This is a genomic window from Streptomyces sp. NPDC058274 (assembly GCF_042881375.1).
In the GTDB taxonomy this organism is placed as follows: domain Bacteria; phylum Actinomycetota; class Actinomycetes; order Streptomycetales; family Streptomycetaceae; genus Streptomyces.
In genome coordinates, this window is the sequence record NZ_JBHVXW010000009.1 from 152,169 (window position 1) to 173,549 (window position 21,381).

Genomic DNA, 21,381 nt, shown 5'->3' on the forward strand with positions numbered 1-21,381 from the left:
CCCGTCGTGGCCGTGATCAGACCTGGTGGGTCAGCCTGCCGCCCAGCTCCGTGGCCCGGTGCACGAAGGCGGTGTGCAGGTCGTCGGCGGCGCGCGGGACGGAGTCCGCCCGGCGGCGCCGGAGCATCAGCAAAACCCGCGTCGTGTCGTCGGAGAGCGGACGGTAGGTGATCGCGCCCCGGCGCTCCAGGGGGTCGCCGATGACGCTGAAGTCGGGCAGGACCGTGGAGCCCAGCCCCTCGGCGACCATCAGCTTGCCCATCTCGGCACCGTCGGTGGAGTACGAGAAGGCGGGAGTGTCCCCGTCCAGGAGCCGCCGGACGTAGCGGTGCATGACATAGCCGGAGCGCATCGCGATCAGTGGTTCGTCGAGGAGGTCGGAGACCGGGACGACGGCCTTGGCCGCGAGCGGGCTGTCCGGGTGGACGCACAACACCGGGCGGCCGCGCAGCAGTTCGGTGCTCTCGAAGTCGGCCGGCATGTCGTCGCCGTCGAGATGATTCACCAGGCCGAGGTCGAGACCACCCTCCGACAGGGCCCGGTGGATGTCCGACTGCTGGGCGCCGACGATCTCCACCTGGGTCTGCGGATGCGTCGTACGGAAGGCCTGGACGGTGGGAATGAGCAGCGGGACCGTCGCGGCGTTCACCGTGCCGACGCGGACCATACGGCTGATGCGGTGCTGTTCGCCGGCCGCGCCCCGCAGCCGGTCCACGGCGTCGAGCACATTGACGATGTGCGGCAGCAGCTCACGGCCCTCGGCGCTCATCCGCGCGCCGGAGCGTTTGCGCTCCAGGAGATCGACCCCCAGCTCGCGTTCCAGATTCCGCACCGTCTCGCTCAACGCGGGCTGGGAGAGGTGCAGTTCCTCGGCGGCGCGGCGCAGGGAGCCCAGCCGGGTGACCGCCGCTATGTATTCCAGCTGCTCTGTTCGCACCGCAGCAGAATGCGGCCCCCGGACGGCCCGGTTCAAGGGTTTCCCTGTCACGCCTTCGTGAATTTCGCCGGTCCGGGATACGAGACCGGCCGGCTATTCCTTGACTGCCCGGACGGGCGGCTGCGACGATCGACGACATGACGATGCGACTGGACCTCACGCGGCGACGCCACGTCGACCTCGCGCGTGTCTCCAGCTCCGTCTGTTGTCGCGCAGCCTGACGACCCCCGACGGTAGGGTCCCCTTCGCACCGGCAGCTCGCCCGCTCGTACCGGCGATTTGACCGGCGCATTCTCCCCGCACAGCGCATTCGCGCGGCTCTCTGCGCAACGCTGTCCATTCGGGGTCCCACCGCTCCTGCTCCACCGTCCGCATTTCCGCGGGAAATGCCGGGCCCTCATTTCGTCATGCCCGCGTACAGCACTCCGGGAGCTTTCCGTGTCCGCAACAGAACCCGTCCGCTTCGCCTACTGGGTCCCCAACGTCAGCGGCGGCCTGGTCACCAGCAAGATCGAGCAGCGCACCGACTGGGGATACGACTACAACCGCGAACTCGCCGTGCTCGCCGAAAACAACGGCTTCGACTACGCCCTCAGCCAGGTCCGCTACATGGCCAGCTACGGCGCCGAGTTCCAGCACGAGTCGACCAGCTTCAGCCTCGCCCTGCTGCTCGCGACCGAACGTCTCAAGGTCATCGCGGCCGTCCATCCGGGCCTGTGGCACCCGGGAGTCCTCGCCAAGCTCGGCGCCACCGCAGACCACCTGTCCAACGGCCGCTTCGCGGTCAACGTGGTCAGCGGCTGGTTCAAGGGCGAGTTCACCGCCCTCGGCGAACCGTGGCTGGAGCACGACGAGCGCTACCGCCGCTCCGAGGAGTTCATCCGCGCCCTGCGCCAGATCTGGACCGAGGACCACACGGAACTCGCCGGAGACTTCTACCGGTTGCGGGACTTCTCCCTCAAGCCCAAGCCGCTCAACACCCCGGAGCGCCCGCACCCCGAGATCTTCCAGGGCGGCAACTCCACCGCCGCCCGCGCCATGGCGGGCCGTGTCTCCGACTGGTACTTCTCCAACGGCAAGGACTTCGACGGCGTCACCGAGCAGATCGCGGACGTCCGCAAGGCGGCGGCCGAAGTGGGCCGCAAGGCACCGAAGTTCGGCCTGAACGGTTTCCTGATCGCCCGTGACACCGAGGCCGAGGCCCGCGAGACGCTCCGCGAGATCGTCGCCCAGGCCGACTCCGAGGCCGTCGAGGGCTTCGGTGCCGCGGTGAAGCAGGCCGGCCGGTCCACCGCCGACGGCAAGGGCATGTGGCAGGACTCCAGCTTCGAGGACCTCGTCCAGTACAACGACGGATTCCGTACGGGGCTGATCGGCACGCCGGAACAGATCGCCGAACGGATCGTCGCCTACAAGCGCCTGGGAGTCGACCTCCTTCTCCTCGGCTTCCTGCACTACCACGAGGAGGTCGAGTACTTCGGCCGCCGGGTGCTGCCCCTCGTGCGCGAGCTGGAGGCCCAACTGCCGGACAGCGAGGACGAATCCGTCCCCGCGCACGCCTGACACCACTGATCCGAGCCTGCGAAAGAGGGCCCCATGGCCACCGTACTGTCCGTCTCCGGCAGCCCCTCCGTCTCCTCCCGCACCGCCAAGCTGCTGCGTCACCTCGACGCACGGCTGGCCGCACAGGGGCACGAGGTGATCCCGCTGGACGTCCGTACGATCCCCGCCGAGGCGCTGCTCGGCGCGGACTTCCGGCATCCCGCGATCGTCGAGGCGACCGAGCTCTTCGCCCGCGCCGACGGTGTCGTCATCGGCACTCCCGTGTACAAGGCCGCCTACTCGGGCGTGCTCAAGGCCCTGCTCGACCTGCTCCCGCAGTACGCGCTCACCGGCAAGACCGTGCTGCCGCTGGTCACCGGAGGCAGCACGGCGCACGTCCTCGCCCTCGACTACGCGCTCCGCCCGGTGCTCAACTCCATGGGCCCCGCGCACATAGTCCAGGGCTGGTTCACCCTCGACAAGGACATCACCGTGGGGGAGGACGGCAGCATCACCGTGGCGCCGGGCACGGCGGAGGCGCTGACCCAGGTCGTCGACCAGTTCTCGGCGGCCCTGGGCCGGACGCCGCTGCTGGCCGCCGCGGGCTGACCGGTGTCCACGCACGCAGTCAGGGACCCGGCCGAGGCCGCCTCGGAGTCCGTCAAGGTGATCGCCGACGACGCCGAGGCGCTGGCCGTGGCCGCCGCACTCGCGGACGAGTTCCGCGCCGGGGCGAGCGCCCGCGACGCCGGGCGCCTGCTTCCGCACGCCGAGTTGGCGCGGCTCTCGGCCTCGGGTCTGCTGGCCGTCACGGTGCCCGCCGAGCACGGCGGGGCGGACGTGAGCCAGGAGACCCTCGCGGAGATCTTCCGGCTGCTGGCCTCGGCCGACGCCAGCCTCGCCCAGATCCCGCAGAACCACTTCGTCTACGTCAACGTGCTCCGCCGTCAGGGAACGCCCCGGCAGCAGGAGTTCTTCTTCGGCGAGGTGCTGGCCGGGCGGCGCTTCGGCAACGCCCAGTCGGAGGCGGGCACCAAGCACGTCCAGGACATCCGCACCCGCCTGGAACCGGCATCCGACGGCTCGTACACCCTCACCGGCGTCAAGCACTACTCCACCGGCGCGCTCTTCGCCGACTGGATCCCCGTCCTGGCCCGCGCCGAGGACGACAACCTGCACGTCGCGTACGTCCCGCGGGACGCTCCGGGCGTCACGGTGGTCGACGACTGGGACGGGATGGGCCAGCGTACGACGGCCAGCGGCACCGTCCGGCTGGACGCGGTGTCCGTCCCCGCCGACCGGGTCGTCCCGCACCATCTCACCTTCCAGGGGCCGCAACTCCACGGTGCCGTGGCCCAGTTGCTGCACGCCGCCATCGACGCGGGCATCGCGGCGGGCGCGCTCGCCGCAGCCGCCGAGTTCGTCCGCACCAAGAGCCGCCCCTGGTTCGAGAGCGGTGTGGACAGCGCCGCCGAGGACCCGCTGCTGATCCAGCGCTTCGGCGAGCTCGCCATCCAGGTCAGGGCCGCCGAGGCGCTGCTCGGGGCCGGGGCCCGTGCGGTCGACGCGGCCCGGGCCGCCCTGACGGAGGACTCGGCGGCCGAGGCGTCCATCGCGGTGGCCGCCGCGAAGGTGCACACCGCGGCCACCGCGGTGGAGGTGGCGGGCGCGCTCTTCGAGGTGTCCGGCACCCGATCGGCCCTCAACTCGCTGAACCTGCACCGGCATTGGCGCGACGCGCGCACGCACACCCTGCACGACCCGGCCCGCTGGAAGATTCAGCACATCGGCCGCTACGTGCTGAACGGCACGAAGCCACCCCGGCACGGACTGCTCTGATCGGAGATCCCTGGTGTCCCTCACCTGCCACTGGTTCCTGCCCACCAACGGCGACAGCCGCCATGTCGTGGGCGGCGGTCACGGCACGCCGGCCACAGTCTCCGGGCGGGACCGCCCGCCGACGGTCGCGTATCTGAGCCAGATCGCCCGGGCCGCCGAGGACCTGGGTTTCGTCGGTGCGCTCACCCCCACCGGTGCCTGGTGCGAGGACGCCTGGCTGACCACCGCCATGGTCAGCCAGAACACCGAGCGGCTGAAGTTCCTGGTCGCCTTCCGGCCCGGCTTCGTCTCGCCGACGCTCGCCGCGCAGATGGCGTCCACCTTCCAGCGGCAGACCGGCGGACGGCTGCTGCTCAACGTCGTCACCGGCGGCGAGAGCCACGAGCAGCGCGCCTACGGCGACTTCCTCGACAAGGACGCCCGCTACCGTCGTACCGGCGAATTCCTGGGGATCGTCCGCGACTTGTGGGAGGGCAAGACCGTCGACGTGGCCGGCGAGCACCTCCAGGTCGAGGACGCCCGGCTCGCCCGGGTGCCCGACCCCGTTCCCGAGGTGTACTTCGGCGGCTCCTCACCCATCGCCGGTGAGATCGCCGCCCGCCATGTGGACGTCTATCTGACCTGGGGCGAGCCGCCGGCCCAGGTCGCGGAGAAGATCGCCTGGGTCCGCGGCCTGGCAGCGAAGGAGGGCCGGACCGTCCGGTTCGGCATCCGGCTGCACGTCATCACCCGCGACACCTCCGAGCAGGCCTGGGCCGAGGCGGACAAACTGCTCGACGGCTTCGACCCGGAGACGGTGAAGTCGGTCCAGGCAGGGCTCGCCCGCAGCGAGTCCGAGGGCCAGCGCCGGATGCTCGCACTGCACGGCGGACGCAGGGACGGTCTGGAGATCCACCCCAACCTGTGGGCCGGCATCGGTCTGGTCCGCGGCGGCGCCGGCACCGCCCTCGTCGGCAGCCACGACGAGGTCGCCGACCGCATCGCCGAGTACCACCGCCTCGGCATCGACGAGTTCGTGCTCTCCGGCTACCCGCACCTGGAGGAGGCGTACTGGTTCGGCGAGGGCGTCCTGCCGAGGCTGGCGGCGCAGGGGCTGTGGCGGCATCCGTTCGCCCAGCCGACAGCCCCCGCGGCGCAGGTGCCCTTCGCAAGTTAGGCGCCCGCCGCCCGACACCCCCTAGCCCTCACTCGCCTTCGCGTACTCCTGGGCCATGCCACCCGCGAAGTCGTACACCACTACCTGTTCGTCACCCACCACCCAGGCGTCGTGCCCGGGCGAGACGACGAAGACGTCGCCCGGTCCCACTTCGCTCTCGGCGCCGCCGTCCATGCGGATGCCCATGCGTCCTTGGACGACATAGCCGTTGTGGTGGATCTGGCAGCTGTCGGTCCCCGCGATCGGCGCCACGGATTCGGACCATCGCCAACCCGGTTCGAAGGTACCCACGGCGAAGTCCAGTCCGGTCATATGGACGGCTTCGAGGTGGCCCCGGGGGAAATCGCGGCGCTCGTCCGGCTTGTCGAGCGTCTTCACCTCAAGCATGGCGGCTCTCCCTTCCGAAGGTGCTCAGTGCGGCTCCGGCTGTGCTCGGCACGGCCGAAGCGGCCGTGCTCAGAACGGCCAGGGGCCGGCCTCTCTCTCGCGGCCGCACGGGCCGGACGGGCCGCGCGCGCGGCACCGGCGGGGCCGGGCCCCACCACTCCATCGTCCGCCCTTCCAGCCGGTACGGCCATTCGGGTGACCGGCCGGACCGGTCCTAGTCGGCCGCCGCGAGAGAACCGAGGTGCGCCTGCCGCACCTCGGCCGTCTGTCCCTGCACCAGCAGGAACATCGCCTCGCGTGCCAGCCGCTGGGCCCGGCTGCCGAGATCCATGGTCCGCCCGCCCCCGGCCACCACGGCCGCGGTGGTGGCCGCGCGCATGAGGTCGTACGCCTGGGTCTTGCACGCCAGCCGTTCCTCGATGCGCTCGTGCGGCACCGGATGATCCGCAAGGGCGTACGCCCGCGACCGCACCCGGTCCAGGCGGGCCCGCAGAGCGTGTGCCGTCTCCCCGGCGACGGAATCGCCGTCCAGGAGAGCGAGCGCCGCCTCGGCGACTCCGAAGACGGCGGGCGAGGCATTGGTGTTCTTGGGGCGATCGCCGGCCGCCCAGGTCTCGTACGGAGTCCGCAGCGCGACCGCCTCGTCCGGGAGCCACAGCCCGGCCAGCTCCAGCGAGACCGTCCGGGAGGCGGTGAGCGCGGCGAGCCGCATCGGCGGGGACGCACGAAGCCCGGGCTGTTCCCGCGCCTCGGTGAACGCGAACAGCGCCTCGTCCGAGTCCGTCACCCCCGCCAGCAGCATCACGTCGTTGAGCCCCCAGCCGGTGTACCAGGGCACCGTCCCGTCGAAGCGCCAGCCGCCGCGCTCACGCGTCACCCGGACCGGAACACGCGGATACGCGCGCAACTGCGCGTACGCCACCCCGGACAGCAGCTCCCCGCCCGCCAGTGGACCCAACAGCCGTTCCCGTAGCGGGAGTTCGGCCCTCGCCAGGATCTGCACCGGAGTGTGATGCTGGGTCTGCACGAACCACGTGGAGCAGCACGCACCGGCCAGGATCTCGGCGGTCTCCCGCGCCACCGCGGCCGGCGCGGCGGATCCGCCGTATGCCACCGGGGCGCTCACCCCGAGCAGCCCCGACCGCTTGACGGCGTCGATGCTGCTCACGGGCACTCCCTCCTGGTCGACCCGCTCGGCTCGGGGCGCCAGGACCTCGGTCGCGAGCCGGCGCGCACGGGCGACGAGAGGGTGGGGTGCGATGGTCATCGAAAAGAATCTTCCGGTGTCGTCGGGTCGGTGTCGATCCGGCGCTCTCCCGTTCGTGTAGTGAGTGAGAAGCGGTACGAGACCGAGGAGGACACATCATGAAGCACTATCTGCTGAGCGTGATGCAGCCGGTGGGCGAGCGCCCCGCACCGGAGGTGCTGGAAGAGATCATGCACAACCTGGACGTCTTCCACGCGGAGCTGCGCGAGGCCGGGGCCTGGGTGTTCGCCGGAGGACTGCACGGCCCGGAGACGGCCACCGTGCTCCAGGCCAAGCAGGGCGACGTCCTGGTCACCGACGGTCCGTACACCGAGAGCAAGGAGTATCTGGGCGGGATCTGCCTCATCAAGGCGCCCGACCTGGACGCGGCACTCGAATGGGGCCGCAAGGCGACTCTGGCGACCACGCTCCCCATCGAGGTGCGCCCCTTCATGGGCGAAGCCGAGGGCTGATGCCCACGCCCACCGCGGAGATCGAGGCCGTGTTCCGCACGGAATACGGCCGCGCGGTCGCCGTCCTCGTCCGCTTCCTCGGCGACATCGACCTCGCCGAGGAAGCGGTGCAGGACGCGTTCACCACGGCACTGCAGAAGTGGCCGGAGACCGGCGTGCCCCCGAGTCCGGCCGGCTGGATCATCACCACCGCCCGCAACCGGGCCGTCGACCGGCTGCGCCGCGAGTCCTCGCGCGAAGCCCGGCACACCGAGGCCGCCCAGCTGTACGCGCCGGACGAACCCGTCGAGGAGGGCCCCGTGCGCGACGACCGGCTCCGCCTGATCTTCACCTGCTGCCATCCCGCGCTGGCCACCCAGGCGCAGGTGGCGCTGACCCTGCGCCTCCTGGGCGGCCTGACCACACCTCAGATCGCCCGCGCCTTCCTCGTCCCCGAACCCACGATGGCCCAGCGGCTCGTCCGGGCCAAGTCCAAGATCCGGGACGCCCGCATTCCCTATCGCATCCCGCGCGACGCCGACCTTCCCGACCGCGTGAAGGGGGTCCTGGCCGTCGTCTACCTGATCTTCAACGAGGGCTACGGCGGCCGGGCCGACCTCTGCCAGGAGGCCATCCGTCTCGGGCGCCTCCTGGCCGGCCTCATGCCGGACGAGCCCGAGGCGCTGGGGCTGCTCGCGCTGATGCTGCTCGTCGAGTCCCGGCGGCCCGCCCGCGAGAGCCCCGACGGCGAGCTGATCCTGCTCTCCGGCCAGGACCGCTCCCGCTGGGACCGCGAGCTGATCACCGAAGGCCAGTCCCTCGTGCGGCGCTGTCTGCGCCTGGGCCGTCCGGGGCCGTACCAGATCCAGGGCGCGATCAACGCCGTCCACAGCGATGCCCCGACCGCGGCCGCCACGGACTGGGCACAGATCCTTCAGCTCTACGACCAGCTCATGGCCCTCGCCCCGAGCCCGGTCGTCGCGCTCAACCGCGCCGTCGCCGTCGCCGAGGCGCAGGGACCCGAGGCGGCGCTGGCCCTCATCGACCGGCTCGACCTCGATGGATACCACGCCTTCCACGCCGTACGCGCGGACCTGCTGCGCAGACTGGGGCGCGCAACGGAGGCCGTACGGGCGTACGAGGCGGCCATCGCGCTCACCGAGAACGCGGCGGAGCGCGGGTATCTCGAACGCAGCCGTGCGGAACTTGTCCGGCATTGAGGCCGGGGCCGGGCGGGTCTCGTACGGGACTGAGGCCGGGGCCGGCGGGGTTCGTACGGCACTGAGGTCGGCGCCGGGTCGAACCCGTACGGCACTGAGGTCGGCGCCGGGGCGGCCCGTACGGGACTGAGGCCGGCGCCGGGCCGACTCACGCTGAATGGCTCGCGCGCCGGCCGCCCCGCCTCCTGGCTGCCCTCGCCCGGAGCATCCACGCTTCGCGTGCCTATGCTTACGGAAAGTAAATTTCGTGTGCTCGGAATGTACGAGGGCACATGAAAGGTTGGCATATACATCCACCTTGAGCGACGCGTGGACCCGTCCGTCCGCGCCCAGACCAGCGAGGCACCGTGAACCAGTCCACCCCCGAGCAGCCCGCCGACGTCGTCTCCCGGCTGCGTGCCACCTTCCGCTCCGGCCGCACCAAGCCCGTCGAGTGGCGCACCGCCCAGCTGAACGGTCTGCGCGAGATGCTCACCTCGCACGGCGACGACATCGCCGCGGCCCTCCACGCCGACCTGGGCAAGAGCTCCACGGAGGCCTTCCGCACCGAGATCGACTTCGTGATCCGCGAGATCGACCACACCCTCGAGCACCTCGACGAGTGGCTGCGCCCCGAGCCGGCCCCGGTCCCGGCGTACGTCGGCGACGACGCCACGGCCTGGACGCAGTACGACCCGCTGGGTGTCGTCCTGGTCATCGCCCCCTGGAACTATCCGGTGCAACTGCTGCTCACGCCGGTGCTCGGCGCCCTGGCCGCGGGCAACGCGGTGGTCGCCAAGCCCAGCGAGCTGGCTCCCGCCACGTCCGGGGTGCTGACCCGGCTGCTGCCGCAGTACCTCGACACCGACGCGGTCGCCGTCGTCGAGGGCGGTGTCCCGGAGACCACGGCCCTGCTGGCCGAGCACTTCGACTACATCTTCTACACCGGCAACGGCACGGTCGGCCGTATCGTGCTGCGGGCCGCCGCGGAGCACCTCACTCCCGTCGCCCTCGAACTCGGCGGCAAGTCCCCGGCGTTCGTCGACCGGGGCGCGGACCTGTCCGTCGTCGCCGACCGGCTCGCCCGCGGCAAGTTCCTGAACGCCGGGCAGACCTGCGTCGCCCCCGACTACGTGCTGACCGACCCCGAGACCGCCCGCGCCCTGGAGCCCGAGCTGGCCCGCGCCGTCGAGGAGCGCTTCGGCGCCGAGCCCCGGACCTCCACGGAGTACGGGCGGATCATCAACGAGCGGCACTTCGACCGGCTCGCCTCCCTGCTGGACTCCGGGCGGCTGGTCACCGGAGGCGGAACGGACCGGGCCACGAAGTACATCGCGCCGACCGTGCTCGCCGACGTCGACCCCAAGGCGCCGGTCATGCAGGAGGAGATCTTCGGACCGATCCTCCCCATCGTCACGGTGCCTGACCTCGACGGTGCGATCGGCTTCATCAACGACCGCGACAAGCCGCTGGCGCTGTACGTGTTCACCGAGTCGGACACCACCCGCGAGCGGCTGGCCGCCGAGACGTCGTCCGGAGGCCTGGGCTTCGGTCTCCCGCTCGCCCATCTGACCGTCTCCGACCTGCCGTTCGGCGGGGTCGGCGAGAGCGGCATGGGCAACTACCACGGGCGCTACTCCATCGAGACGTTCAGCCACCGCAAGGCGGTGCTGCAGAAGCCGCTCGGCTGATCGCTCGGCTGACCCCGGGACCGGTGGCCCGGGTCCGTCCTCGGACGGCCCGGGCCACCGGCATGTCCGGGGAGGCTCGCCGCGTGCCGCGTGCCGCGTGCCGCGTGCCGCGTGCGGTGTCCGTGGTCGGGCACTCAGTCGTCGGGTGCGGTGACCGTTTTGTCGGCGATCGTTCGCCTCGCATCCGGTGGTGTCCGCAACCTCCGCGGGGTGTCTGGGACTTGCCTGCCAACGTTGTCGGATCTGACTGGTCTACACCCTTGACTGGTACAGACCAAAGCGGTTGAGTGTGGCTCCACACCCCCCACCGCGGCCGCCCCCGACGCCGTGGCCGGTCCTCCGGCGCGTGCGCACAAGGCTCTGCTCCGCCATGCCTTGTATCGGGTGCGGCCGTGCTGCGCAAAGGAGTTGATCCTGTGTCCAGACGCCGTATCTCCGCGGTCATGGCCGCGCTCATCGTCGGAACGGCCGCGCCGGTACTCCTGCCGGCCTCGGGTGCTTCCGCCGCGTCCTGTTCGAGCTACCCGAGCTGGGTCGCCGGCAAGTCGTACGTCACCGGCAACATCGTCCGGTACACCGACGGCAAGGCCTACATCGCCGAGCACGACAACCCGGGCTACGACCCGGTCATCAGCACCTGGTACTGGGAGCCGTACGCCTGCGACGGCGGCACCACCCCCGCTCCGTCCGGGTTCGTGGTCTCCGAGGCGCAGTTCAACCAGATGTTCCCGAACCGGAACTCCTTCTACACCTACAGCGGCCTGACCGCCGCGCTCAGCTCCTACCCCGCGTTCGCCAACACGGGCAGTGACACGGTCAAGAAGCAGGAGGCGGCGGCGTTCCTGGCCAACGTCAACCACGAGACCGGTGGTCTGGTGTACGTGGTGGAGCAGAACACCGCGAACTACTCCCACTACTGCGACTGGGGTCAGTCCTACGGCTGCCCGGCGGGCCAGTCGGCGTACTACGGCCGTGGGCCCATCCAGCTGAGCTGGAACTTCAACTACAAGGCCGCGGGTGACGCGCTGGGCATCGACCTGCTGGGCAACCCCTGGCTCGTGCAGAACGACGCGGCGGTGGCCTGGAAGACGGGCCTTTGGTACTGGAACACGCAGTCCGGCCCGGGCACGATGACCCCGCACAACGCGATGGTCAACGGTGCCGGTTTCGGCCAGACGATCCGCAGCATCAACGGCTCCCTGGAGTGCGACGGCAAGAACCCCGCCCAGGTGCAGAGCCGTGTCGACGCCTACAACCGCTTCACCTCGATCCTCGGCGTCACGCCCGGATCGAACCTGTACTGCTGACCCCAGTTCACCGGCACGCTGTCAGGAGCATGCCCGGGTGCGGCATCCTGTGTTCGCCTTCGCTCGTCCCCGTCGTCAGACCTGGAAGGGACACCGCCACAGTGATGCCGCCCCCACGCTCCCTGCTCGCCGTCACCGCCGCAGCAGCGGCGCTGGCCGCCGTCGTCCTCGCCCCCACTCCGGCCAGCCCGGCCGGAGTGCCGGGCGCCGGCGCCTACTACGTCCAGAGCGCCACCACGGGACTCAACGCGGCCGACAGCGGGGGAGCGGTCGTGCAGCACAACCCCCGCGGCAACGAGGACCACCAGCAGTGGACCCTGCGCGCGAGCGGCTCCTCGTACGTCCTGGAGAGCACCGACACCGCCGGCAGCTGTCTGGGCCGCTCGGGCGACCAGGCCAGAACGGTCTCCTGCGCCGCGGCCGACGCCGCGTGGGAGGTGACGCCCACCGGGTCCGACCAGTACACACTCAAGGCCCCCGGCACGGACCGGTACCTGACGGTGGGCGCGAAGGCATCCGGCGCGAACTACCCCGCCCAGCTGGCCGTCGGCTCGTCCGGCAGCCTCGCGGCCTGGTACCTCACCCCCGTGACCCCGCCGGCAGGCCCCATGCCACCGCAGAGCCAACGGACCCTGGACCAGGTCACGTTCCTCACCGCACACAACGCCTACGCGAACGGCGTCGACGGCGGTTTCGCCCCGCCCTTCGTCAATCTGGTGCCGAACCAGTCGCGTGGCATCAACCAGCAACTCTCCGACGGTGTAAGGGGGTTCATGCTGGACGCTCATCAGACCCCCGACGGTGCGATCCTCTGCCACAACAGCTGCACCCTCGTCAGCAAGCCGGTCGCGCTCTGGGTCGACCTCCAGCGCATGGTCGACTTCCTCAAGCAGCACCCCGACCAGTTCGTCACCGTCTTCATCGAGGACTACGTCGATCCCGGCGTCCTGCGCGGCGAACTCGCCCGCGTCAACGGTCTGTCCGACGTCCTCTACCGGCCGGACCAGACCGGCGTCCGCCAGAACGGCTGGCCCAGGCTGGCGGATCTCCTGGCCGCCAACGACCGGCTGCTGATCTTCACCGACCACAGCCGTTCGTCCGACGAGTCGGCCGGTCTGACCCGGGACAGCTTCGGCGTGATGTACCAGCGCGAGTGGACGGTGGAGAACTACTGGTCCATGGGACCGGGCATCGGCACCTCCGACTGGTCCTGCTACAGCCGCTGGTACGACGCGAACACGAACATCCCGCTGACCCGCACCGAGCCGGGCTTCCGACCGCTGTTCGTCATGAACCACTTCCGGGATGTCGCCATCGCCTCCACCGCGTCGACGGACAACACCAAACTCGCCGACCGGGCACAGCGGTTCTGTGGGCCGGCGGCCCGCAAGAAGCCCAACTTCCTCGCCGTGGACCGCTATGACCTGGGCGATCCTGCCTCGGCCGTGAGCACGCTGAACACATACACGTATCCGTAGACCGTGTGCCAAACTGCCGCGATGACCTCAGAGACGATCACCGCGGCGGCGGCGGGCACCTGGACACTCGGTGACATGAGCGTCCACCGCATGGGCTTCGGCGCCATGCGGCTGACGGGCAGCGCGGCCTTCCACGAAGGCACGCCGAGCGACCGGGACCGCTCGATCGCCGTGCTGCGGCGCGCGGTCGAGCTGGGCGTCGACCACATCGACACGGCAGCCTTCTACTTCTCGTCCCTGCGCTCCGCGAACGAACTGATCAACAGCGCGCTGGCCCCGTACCCGGACGACCTGCTCATTGCCGTGAAAGTCGGCCCGTTCCGCGACTACTCGGGGGAGTGGGGCACGTCGGCGCGGCCCGAGGACCTGCGCGCTCACGTCGAGGAGAACCTGCGACAGCTCGGCCGCGACCACCTCGACCTGGTGTACCTGCGCCGGATGCGGCAGGAGTCGATCGCCGAGCACTTCGGCGCGCTGGCCGAGCTGCGGGACGCCGGCCTGATCCGGCACCTCGCCATCTCCGGCGTCGAGTTGAGGCACCTGGCCGAGGCACAGGCGATCGCCCCCGTGGTGAGCGTGCAGAACAAGTACGGCCTCGACTTCCCGGACCCCGAGACCGACGCCCTCCTGGCGGCCTGCCGGGAACAGGGCATCGCGTTCGTGCCCTTCTTCGCGATCGCGGGCAAGGGCGGATCGCGGGGCCCGAGCCACGCGCACGACGACGAGGTGCGCGCCATCGCGCGTGCGCATGGTGCGACGCCCGCGCAGGTCCGGCTGGCCTGGACCCTGCGGCAGGGCCCGCAGATGCTCGCGATCCCGGGCACCGGCAACCCCGGCCACCTCGCGGAGAACGTGGCCGCGGGCGCGCTCCGGCTCACCGACGAGGAAGCGGCGCGGCTCGACGCGCTGCGCCGGCGGACCGACTGAGCGAAGTGGCCCCGCCCGGGCGGGGCCACACCGGCCTCACCCCGCGTAGCCGCTCAGGGGGTAGTGGTCCGAGAGGTTCGTGTACGTGTAGTCGGTGCCCCAACTGGACACCGTCCAGGGCGCGGACCGCTCCTTGACGACCTCGTTCCTCCAGACCGCGGGACGCACGTGTCCGGCGCGGTGGAGCACGTAGTCGAGGTCCTCGCGCGGGTCGCTCGGGTAGCGGTCGTGGGCGATGGAGTTGTCCTGGGTGTCGAAGGAGTACGGGTGCCCGGCGCGGGTGTCCGCCCCGACGAGGTCCGCGTCAGCGAGCATCGACGCGTACTCGGCACTGCGCGAGTCCACGTTCAGGTCCCCGGCGACCAGGACCTGTTCGCCGGCCGGAATGTTCTTGGCGTCCAGGAACGAGTCGATCGCCTTGAACTGCCGGCTGCGCATGGCGGCCGCCTCACCCGCGTCGCACCCGGGGTCCGTCGACTGGGCGTGGGTGCCCACCACATGCACCTTGGTGCCGTTCACATTCAGCACCACATAGGCGAACCCCTTGTTGGACCACCAGTCCGCGCCGCACGCGTCCGGGTAGACGTACTGCTCCTTGTGCACGACCGGCCACTTGCTCAGCACGGTCACCCCGCCGTCCTCGGGAGTCGTCGAAGAGTAGGCTCCGCCGGTCGCGTCCCATCCGCTCCTGCTCCGGCCGACGACCGGTGTCTGGTACGGATACGCGCCGGCCGCCGCGCCCTTCAGCGCGTCCGAAGCCCCGTTGTCGAACGCCTCCTGGAGCACCACGACGTCATGTCCGCGGAAGAACGCGGCCTGCGGTATCTCAGCGGCCCGGTGGTCCTGGCCCCAGTTGGGATACAGGCTCTCGCTCATGAGGAACACGTTGTACGTCAGGACGTTCACCGACGGCACCGCCGAGGAGTCCGCCGCGGCGGGCGTCGCCCCGACGAGAGCTCCCGCGGCGAGCGAGAGGACGAGGACGGACGCGCCCCGGGTGCGGCGCGCTGAGGAGAGCGGCACTGGATCTCCCTGAGAGTGAAGAGGGTTGAGTGGCGCCGCACATCAAACCACCGTGGATTACTCTCAGGTAACTCCCGTGCAGGGGTGGGATGTCGTGGAGAAGTACGTCCCCTGCGCCGCGCACTCGGGCCTCAGACGATCCAGGCCCCGTCCCGCATCAGCCGGCGCCCGCGCAGCTCGTGCTGCCCGTGCCATGCCTGCACCGCCAGCGGCCGGACCCGGAAGAACGCGTACGACGCGCTGTCCTTGCGCGGGTCCCAGCCGGACTTCTCCAGGAACGCCTCGGCGGCCGCGCCGGGCACGTCCCGCGCGCTGTACGTCTCCACGTCCCCGTCGATGAGCACCACGTCCTGCGTGTCACCGAAGGCGAGCCGGGCCCGGCCGCCGTCGCGAAGATTGCGGCCGGTGGGATTGGTGGTCCGGGTCGACAGCCAGACCGCCTTCCCGTCCCACACGAACCACAACGCCACCAGGCACGGCAGCCCGTGCTCATCGGCCGAGGCCACCCAGATGTCCAATTCCTTGTCCAACCGGGCCAGTACATCGGTCATGCGCTGTTCGGCGGTACGGGGACACTCGCTGATCGTCATGCCGTGAGGCTAGGCGGTCATGGCGGATCCCGCCTCGGTCGCCGGTCGTAGGGCCCGAGGCGGAGCCGTCGTCCGGGACCGGGTCAGCCCAGCTGATCGTGCAGGAAGGCCACCGTGCTCTGCCAGGCCTGGGCGGACGACTTGGCGTCGTACGCCTCGGGGCGGCCGTCGTTGAAGAAGGCGTGTCCGGCGGGGTAGAGGCGCAGGTCGGGGGTGATGCCGGACTGGTGCTGGATGGCCGCGCGCAGCTCGTCCAGCTTCTCCACGGGGATGGTCCCGTCGAGTTCGCCGTAGTGCCCCTGGATCTGGGCCGTCAGCGCGGAGAAGTCGGGCAGCTCGCCCTGGATGACGCCGTAGAAGGGCACGGCCGCGGTGACACGCGGGTCGGCCGCCGCGAGATAGATGACGAAGCCGCCGCCCATGCAGAAACCGACCGCGCCGGCCGTGTCCGAGGTGACCTCGGGTCGGCCGAGCAGATGGTCCACCGCGCCGGACAGCAGCTCGACGCCCCGGGACACCGGCAGTTCCTGCATCATCCGCACGGCTTCGTCCGTGTCGTGGGCGACATTGCCGCCGTACAGATCGGGGGCGAGGGCCACGAACCCCTCGCGGGCCAGGCGGTCCGTGACGTCGGCGATGTGGTTGGTCAGGCCCCACCACTCCTGGATGACGATGACGCCGGGGCCGCGCCCGGAGGGCGGCAGGGCCAGATAGCCGTGGGCGGTGGACCCGGCACTGGGGAAGGTCACGTTCTGATGGGCGGGGGCTCCGGTCGACTTCGGCTTCTCGGACATGGCTGTCAACTCCTGTGGGGGGAACCGCTGGGCGGGGGACGAGGTCCCGAGTCGATCTCCACCCTGCCACGCACGGGTCCCTCAGGCCGCTGCGACAGCCCGCCCGCGGTCGCTACGGAGCAGGGTGGGGCGGGACGTCACCATGGCCGCGGTTTTCATGGCGGCGTTCGTCCGCCGCGGGGCCGGGGCGGGGCCGGGGTGCCGACAGCGCGGAGTAGGAACGAGGTGCGAGGCGGGCCAGCACGTACACGGACAGGCTCAGCCAGCTCAGGGCGAAGAGCCAGCCGCCCAGCACGTCGGAGAACCAGTGAACTCCCAGATAGACCCGGGACAGGCCGACGAGCATGCCCCAGCAGCCGGTCAGCAGGGCGAGCGCGCACCGGCCGCGTGGGGCGCGGGCGAGGACCGCGAGGATCAGCAGTCCGGCGGTGACGGCGGATGTCGTGGTGTGTCCCGAGGGGAACGACCAGCCGGATGCGTGCGTCGCCCACTCCACCGTCGCGGGGCGGGGCCGGGACACCAGGGACATCACGCCGAAACGGACGGCCTGGGCTGCGGCGAGGCAGCCGACGCAGGCGGCCGCGGCCACCGAACGCTGCCGCGGCGAGCGGCCGACGAGGATCCCCGCCAGCGCCACCAGGAGGTAAGGAACGATCCCCGTGCCGGTGTACGTCACTCCGCGGGCCGCGGCCAGCGCGACCTCCGGCCGGTGCGCGACCGACCAGCTGAGCAGGTCGGCGTCGCCGAACAGGGTCGCGCCGTGCCGGCCGGTGACGGTCAGGGCCAGCAGCACGAAGGCCACCAGGCTGCCGACCGCCGTCGAACCGGCGAGATCGGCGGCGTCCTCCCGCTTCACGGGAGCACCCGGCGGGCACCGGCCGCACGCGGCGGAGCGGTGCGCAGGGCTTCGGCCATCCTCGTGGGCCCCTTCCCTCGTGGGGGCGGAGGGCATCCGCAGCCCACCCCCGCGCTGACTACAATCCTGTAGACGGTCTACTGAACTGTAGACGATTGCCGGGCGGGGATCGTTCCCCGCCGACTCCTGACCCGCAACCGGAGTGCCCGACGGATGCCGTACCCTACGTGTTACGTATAACCCTCCGAGAGGTCCTGATGAGACGCATCGCCCTGGTCACCCTCGTCGTCGCCGACTACGACGAGGCGATCCGCTTCTACACCGAAGCCCTCGGGTTCCGGCTCGTCGAAGACGCGCCGCGGCCCGACGGATCCCGGTGGGTCGTCGTCGAGCCGGGCAGCGAGGGCCAGGGGGCCGGGCTGCTGCTGGCCCGCGCGAAGGACGAGGCGCAGCGGGCCAGTGTCGGCGACCAGACCGGCGGACGCGTGGGCTTCTTCCTGCACACCGACGACTTCGCCCGCGACCACGCGCGGATGAGCGCCGCCGGCGTCACCTTCCTGGAAGAGCCGCGCCACGAGTCGTACGGCTCGGTGGCCGTCTTCCAGGACCTGTACGGAAACCGCTGGGACCTGCTCGAGCCGGCCCCTGACGCCTGACCCGCTGTCGCAGCACGACGCCTGACCCACCGCGGCAACGCGGGGCAGCGCTCCACCAAGGCGCGCCCAGCACCCCAGTACGCCGGCATCGCAGTACGCCGGCATCGCAGTACGCCGGCACCGCAATACGCGAGTACGCGCCGCAAGCCGGCGCGAGCCGCCGAACCACACCCGAGACCTGCCGAGGAAAAGAACGCATGACCGCGCCCCGCATCGACATCGACACCATCCGCCGGCTGCCCAAGGCCGTGCTGCACGATCACCTCGACGGCGGCCTGCGTCCCGCCACCCTCGTGGAACTGGCCGGGACGGTCGGCCACCCGCTGCCCACCACCGACCCGGACGCGCTCGCCGCCTGGTACTTCGAGGCCGCCAACTCCGGTGACCTGGTGCGCTACATAGCCACCTTCGAGCACACCCTCGCCGTGATGCAGACCCGCGAGGGCCTGCTGCGCACCGCCGAGGAGTACGTCCTCGACCTGGCCGCGGACGGTGTCGTCTACGGCGAGGTGCGCTACGCCCCCGAGCTGATGCTGAACGCCGGGCTGACCCTGCCCGAGGTCGTCGAGACCGTGCAGGAGGGCCTCGCGGCCGGCATGGCCAAGGCGGCGGCCGCGGGCACCCCGGTCCGGGTCGGCACCCTGCTGTGCGGGATGCGCATGTTCGACCGCACCCGTGAGATCGCGGACCTCGCCGTGGCGTTCCGCGACGGGGGCGTCGTCGGCTTCGACATCGCCGGTGCCGAGGACGGCTTCCCGCCCGCCGACCACCTGGCCGCCTTCGAGCACCTGCGCCGCGAGAGCGTCCCGTTCACCATCCACGCCGGTGAGGCCCACGGCCTGCCCAGCATCCACCAGGCGCTCCAGATCTGCGGGGCCCAGCGCATCGGCCACGGCGTCCGCATCATGGAGGACATCGTCGACGGCAAGCTCGGCCGGCTCGCCGGCTGGGTGCGCGACCGCCGGATCGCCCTGGAGATGTGCCCCACGTCCAACCTCCAGACCGGCGCCGCCACCTCCATCGCCGAGCACCCCATCACCACCCTGCGCGACCTCGGCTTCCGGGTCACCCTCAACACCGACAACCGCCTGGTGTCGGGCACGACGATGACCCGCGAGATGGCGCTGCTGGTCGAGGAGGCGGACTGGACCGTCGAGGATCTGCGCACCGTCACGGTGAACGCCCTCAAGAGCGCGTTCATCCCGTTCGACGAGCGGACCGCCCTCATCGAGGACGTGGTGCTGCCTGGCTACGACGTCGCGCTCTGAAGCAGCCCGCGGACGTAGGCGGCCTGTCCGACGTGCTGCAGATCGTCGGACAGGACGCTGATCAGGCGTACGCCCAGGGTGACCGGCGGGTCCCAGCGCTCGTCCACGACGCGCTCGAAGTCCTTCGCGCCCAGCCCGCGCACGAACTCGAGTGTCTGCTCGTGCACGGCGTCGTAGTACCCGACCAGCAGCTCGCCCGAGCCCACCCGGACCTTGGCCACCTTGTTCGGACTGTGGCCGTACCCCGTGTCCCGCTCGGGCAGGTCGAGTCCGAAGCGCTTCTCCCAGCCCTGCGTGAGCCAGACCTGGTTGAGCCCGGCGGCGTCGGCGACATGGTCGTCCTGCACACGGGAGAGATGCCAGACCAGCCATGAGATGGAGTTGGCGCCCAGGGCGGGAGTGGAGTTGAGATCGTCCGGGGGCAGACCGTCGACGGTCGCGTGGACTTCTTCCTGGATGCGCTGGAACGCGTCGATGAGGATGTCCTTTGCCTGCATACGTCCACCATCTCCCATGGCGGCCGCTCACGCGTCCGGAATCCAGCTCCCGTGGAAGCCCAGCGGCACCCGGCCGGGCAGGTGGATCCGGGCGACCGGCTCTCCCGTGAAGTCCTGGGAGGAAAGAATCACCAGATCGGCCGCGCCCCGGTCGGGGTTGTGGACGTACGCGATCGCATAGCCGTCGTCCTCGGCGGTGGCCCCGGCCGAGGGGACGAAGACGGCTTCCCCCGCGGCGGCGTCCCTCGGCAGCCGGTGCACCTGCGTGGTCCCCCGGAACAGGTCGTGCTTGATCAGCGCGTTGCCGAAGGCCCGGTCGGGCGGATTGCCGTCGGCCGTCAGGTACGCCAGCGTCATGTCGGCGGCGGCCGCGGTGTAGGCGTACCGGTGCCGGCGGGACACCAGGGACTCGTTGACGCGCGGGAACTCCTGGGGCCGGTCGTCGATGATCCTGCTGCGCACCCGGCCGTGCGCGTGGTCCACGGTCCAGCGTTCCAGCCGGGGGGTGCCCGCGCCGTAGGGTCCTCCCGAACCCTTGCCCGCCGCCTCGAAGGGGGCCGGGTAGCTCGCCATGTCGACGACCACGGTCGAGCCCTCGTCGTACGCGTTCAGTGTGTGCGAGTAGTAGACCGGGTCCACCTCGAACCAGCGGGCCGGCCCCCCGGCCCGCGGCAGCAGTCCGACCCGCGCGGGGTGTTCGGTGTTCCAGATGTAGGGCACGATGTCGCCCCGTTCCGCGCCCGCGGGGTCGAAGGTGATCGGCACGTCGAAGAGCACCACGTACTTCTTGGTGAGCGCGAAGTCGTGCATCATCGGCGCCCCCGCCAGCGGTACCCGGGTCGTGCGCACCACCTTCCCCGAGGGGCCGATGACGAGATGCCGCACATGGTCCCAGGTCGGGTAGTACGTGACGGCGTGCAGCTCACCCGCTTCGGCGTCGAACTTGGTGTGCGCCGTGAACGCGCCCTCGAGCGTTCCCCGGAAGTCGTACGTGCCCACGGTGTTGAGCTCGTGGTCGAGTTCGTACGGCAGCGGGCCGCTCTCCTGGAGTGTCAGGATCCGCCCCTTGTGCCCGATCACATGGGTGTTGCACGGGAAGTCGTCCGGCGGGACCGGCCCGGGGTAGGGCTCACCGAGCTTCTTGGCCACGCCCGACGAGCGGACCCAGCGGTTGCGGTACCACTCGGCGCGGCCGTCCCGCAGTCGTACGCCGTGCACCATCCCCTCGCCGAGCATCCAGTGGTGTGCGCGGGGGTCCTCGAGGCCCAGCACGTTCGGGCCGTTGCGGAGGTAGCGGCCGGTCAGCTCCCGCGGAATCCGTCCGGTGACCGGCAGGTCGAAGGCCGTCAGCTCCTCGGTGACGGGCTTGAACGCCCCTTCCAGAAAGGGGTAGTGCCGTTCAGCCGCCTGAACCGGCGCCTGGGCAGCCGCGGTTCGGGCGCCCAGCCCGCCGACGAGCCCTCCCGCCGCCGCAACCGCCGCCCCGCGCAGCACGTTCCGTCGTGTGTGCCGTCCCATGTGATCCGTCATCCCCGG

Annotated in this window: 22 protein-coding genes; 13 read left to right on the forward strand and 9 right to left on the reverse strand. The window is 70.9% G+C overall.

The genetic code is table 11. The annotated features are described in order from the left end of the window. Nucleotides 1–16: 16 nt before the first annotated feature. Entirely contained in the window at nt 17–937 is a 921-nt protein-coding gene (locus ACFVYF_RS20020; protein WP_389457023.1) for a LysR family transcriptional regulator, read from the reverse strand. 143 nt (nt 938–1,080) lie between these two features. Here ACFVYF_RS20020 and ACFVYF_RS20025 point away from each other — a divergent pair, with 143 nt between their 5' ends. From ACFVYF_RS20025 to ACFVYF_RS20045, 5 genes are all read left to right on the forward strand, one after another. Further along, the gene (locus ACFVYF_RS20025; RefSeq protein WP_389457259.1) at nt 1,081–1,158 is read left to right on the forward strand and encodes a putative leader peptide; all 78 of its coding nucleotides are present in this window, start codon (nt 1,081–1,083) and stop codon (nt 1,156–1,158) included. Nucleotides 1,159–1,375: 217 nt separating this feature from the next. Beyond that, the gene (gene sfnG, locus ACFVYF_RS20030; RefSeq protein ID WP_389457025.1) at nt 1,376–2,500 is read left to right on the forward strand and encodes a dimethylsulfone monooxygenase SfnG; all 1,125 of its coding nucleotides are present in this window, start codon (nt 1,376–1,378) and stop codon (nt 2,498–2,500) included. Between the two features lie 33 nt (nt 2,501–2,533). Further along, complete coding sequence (ssuE, locus tag ACFVYF_RS20035; RefSeq protein ID WP_389457027.1) at nt 2,534–3,088, forward strand: NADPH-dependent FMN reductase; 555 nt, start codon at nt 2,534–2,536, stop codon at nt 3,086–3,088. A 3-nt stretch (nt 3,089–3,091) separates the two neighbouring features. After that, the gene (locus ACFVYF_RS20040; RefSeq protein ID WP_389457029.1) at nt 3,092–4,318 is read left to right on the forward strand and encodes an SfnB family sulfur acquisition oxidoreductase; all 1,227 of its coding nucleotides are present in this window, start codon (nt 3,092–3,094) and stop codon (nt 4,316–4,318) included. Between the two features lie 13 nt (nt 4,319–4,331). Then, complete coding sequence (locus tag ACFVYF_RS20045; RefSeq protein WP_389457031.1) at nt 4,332–5,474, forward strand: LLM class flavin-dependent oxidoreductase; 1,143 nt, start codon at nt 4,332–4,334, stop codon at nt 5,472–5,474. 21 nt (nt 5,475–5,495) lie between these two features. On the opposite strand, the gene ACFVYF_RS20050 is transcribed toward ACFVYF_RS20045, so the two are convergent. Both ACFVYF_RS20050 and ACFVYF_RS20055 read right to left on the reverse strand, forming a co-directional pair. Then, on the reverse strand, nt 5,496–5,861 hold the full coding sequence (locus tag ACFVYF_RS20050) for a cupin domain-containing protein (protein WP_389457033.1): 366 nt from the start codon (nt 5,859–5,861) through the stop codon (nt 5,496–5,498). 214 nt (nt 5,862–6,075) lie between these two features. After that, a complete protein-coding gene (locus ACFVYF_RS20055; RefSeq protein ID WP_389457035.1) occupies nt 6,076–7,128 on the reverse strand; it encodes an acyl-CoA dehydrogenase family protein in 1,053 nt (350 codons plus the stop codon). Between the two features lie 98 nt (nt 7,129–7,226). On the opposite strand from ACFVYF_RS20055, the gene ACFVYF_RS20060 reads away from it, so the two are divergent. From ACFVYF_RS20060 to ACFVYF_RS20085, 6 genes are all read left to right on the forward strand, one after another. Continuing rightward, entirely contained in the window at nt 7,227–7,580 is a 354-nt protein-coding gene (locus ACFVYF_RS20060) for a YciI family protein (protein WP_389457037.1), read from the forward strand. Continuing rightward, entirely contained in the window at nt 7,580–8,779 is a 1,200-nt protein-coding gene (locus ACFVYF_RS20065) for an RNA polymerase sigma factor (RefSeq protein WP_389457039.1), read from the forward strand. The genes ACFVYF_RS20060 and ACFVYF_RS20065 overlap by 1 nt, the downstream gene beginning before the upstream one ends. Before the next feature lie 347 nt (nt 8,780–9,126). After that, nucleotides 9,127–10,449, forward strand: a complete 1,323-nt coding sequence (locus ACFVYF_RS20070) for an aldehyde dehydrogenase family protein (RefSeq protein ID WP_389457041.1) — start codon at nt 9,127–9,129, stop codon at nt 10,447–10,449. Nucleotides 10,450–10,865: 416 nt separating this feature from the next. Then, nucleotides 10,866–11,756, forward strand: coding sequence for a glycoside hydrolase family 19 protein (locus tag ACFVYF_RS20075; RefSeq protein WP_389457043.1), 891 nt, complete (start codon nt 10,866–10,868; stop codon nt 11,754–11,756). Nucleotides 11,757–11,860: 104 nt separating this feature from the next. After that, nucleotides 11,861–13,234 carry a phospholipase gene (locus ACFVYF_RS20080; protein WP_389457045.1) on the forward strand — a complete coding sequence of 458 codons (1,374 nt, stop codon included), beginning with the start codon at nt 11,861–11,863 and terminating at the stop codon, nt 13,232–13,234. Between the two features lie 21 nt (nt 13,235–13,255). Beyond that, nucleotides 13,256–14,161, forward strand: a complete 906-nt coding sequence (locus tag ACFVYF_RS20085) for an aldo/keto reductase (protein ID WP_389457046.1) — start codon at nt 13,256–13,258, stop codon at nt 14,159–14,161. Nucleotides 14,162–14,197: 36 nt separating this feature from the next. Here the strand turns inward: ACFVYF_RS20085 and sph are convergent, their stop codons facing one another. From sph to ACFVYF_RS20105, 4 genes are all read right to left on the reverse strand, one after another. Then, entirely contained in the window at nt 14,198–15,184 is a 987-nt protein-coding gene (sph, locus tag ACFVYF_RS20090; protein ID WP_389457048.1) for a sphingomyelin phosphodiesterase, read from the reverse strand. Nucleotides 15,185–15,315: 131 nt separating this feature from the next. Beyond that, a complete protein-coding gene (locus ACFVYF_RS20095; protein ID WP_389457050.1) occupies nt 15,316–15,774 on the reverse strand; it encodes a pyridoxamine 5'-phosphate oxidase family protein in 459 nt (152 codons plus the stop codon). Nucleotides 15,775–15,857: 83 nt separating this feature from the next. Further along, on the reverse strand, nt 15,858–16,568 hold the full coding sequence (locus tag ACFVYF_RS20100; RefSeq protein WP_389457052.1) for a dienelactone hydrolase family protein: 711 nt from the start codon (nt 16,566–16,568) through the stop codon (nt 15,858–15,860). 112 nt (nt 16,569–16,680) lie between these two features. Further along, the gene (locus tag ACFVYF_RS20105; protein ID WP_389457054.1) at nt 16,681–17,424 is read right to left on the reverse strand and encodes a phosphatase PAP2 family protein; all 744 of its coding nucleotides are present in this window, start codon (nt 17,422–17,424) and stop codon (nt 16,681–16,683) included. A gap of 257 nt (nt 17,425–17,681) precedes the next feature. On the opposite strand from ACFVYF_RS20105, the gene ACFVYF_RS20110 reads away from it, so the two are divergent. Next, on the forward strand, nt 17,682–18,080 hold the full coding sequence (locus tag ACFVYF_RS20110) for a VOC family protein (RefSeq protein WP_389457056.1): 399 nt from the start codon (nt 17,682–17,684) through the stop codon (nt 18,078–18,080). Between the two features lie 197 nt (nt 18,081–18,277). After that, entirely contained in the window at nt 18,278–19,348 is a 1,071-nt protein-coding gene (locus tag ACFVYF_RS20115; protein WP_389457057.1) for an adenosine deaminase, read from the forward strand. On the opposite strand, the gene ACFVYF_RS20120 is transcribed toward ACFVYF_RS20115, so the two are convergent. Then, nucleotides 19,330–19,845, reverse strand: a complete 516-nt coding sequence (locus ACFVYF_RS20120; protein WP_389457059.1) for a DinB family protein — start codon at nt 19,843–19,845, stop codon at nt 19,330–19,332. The two genes, ACFVYF_RS20115 and ACFVYF_RS20120, sit on opposite strands and share 19 nt — an antisense overlap. Before the next feature lie 27 nt (nt 19,846–19,872). Next, complete coding sequence (locus ACFVYF_RS20125; RefSeq protein ID WP_389457060.1) at nt 19,873–21,375, reverse strand: carotenoid oxygenase family protein; 1,503 nt, start codon at nt 21,373–21,375, stop codon at nt 19,873–19,875. Nucleotides 21,376–21,381: the final 6 nt, after the last annotated feature.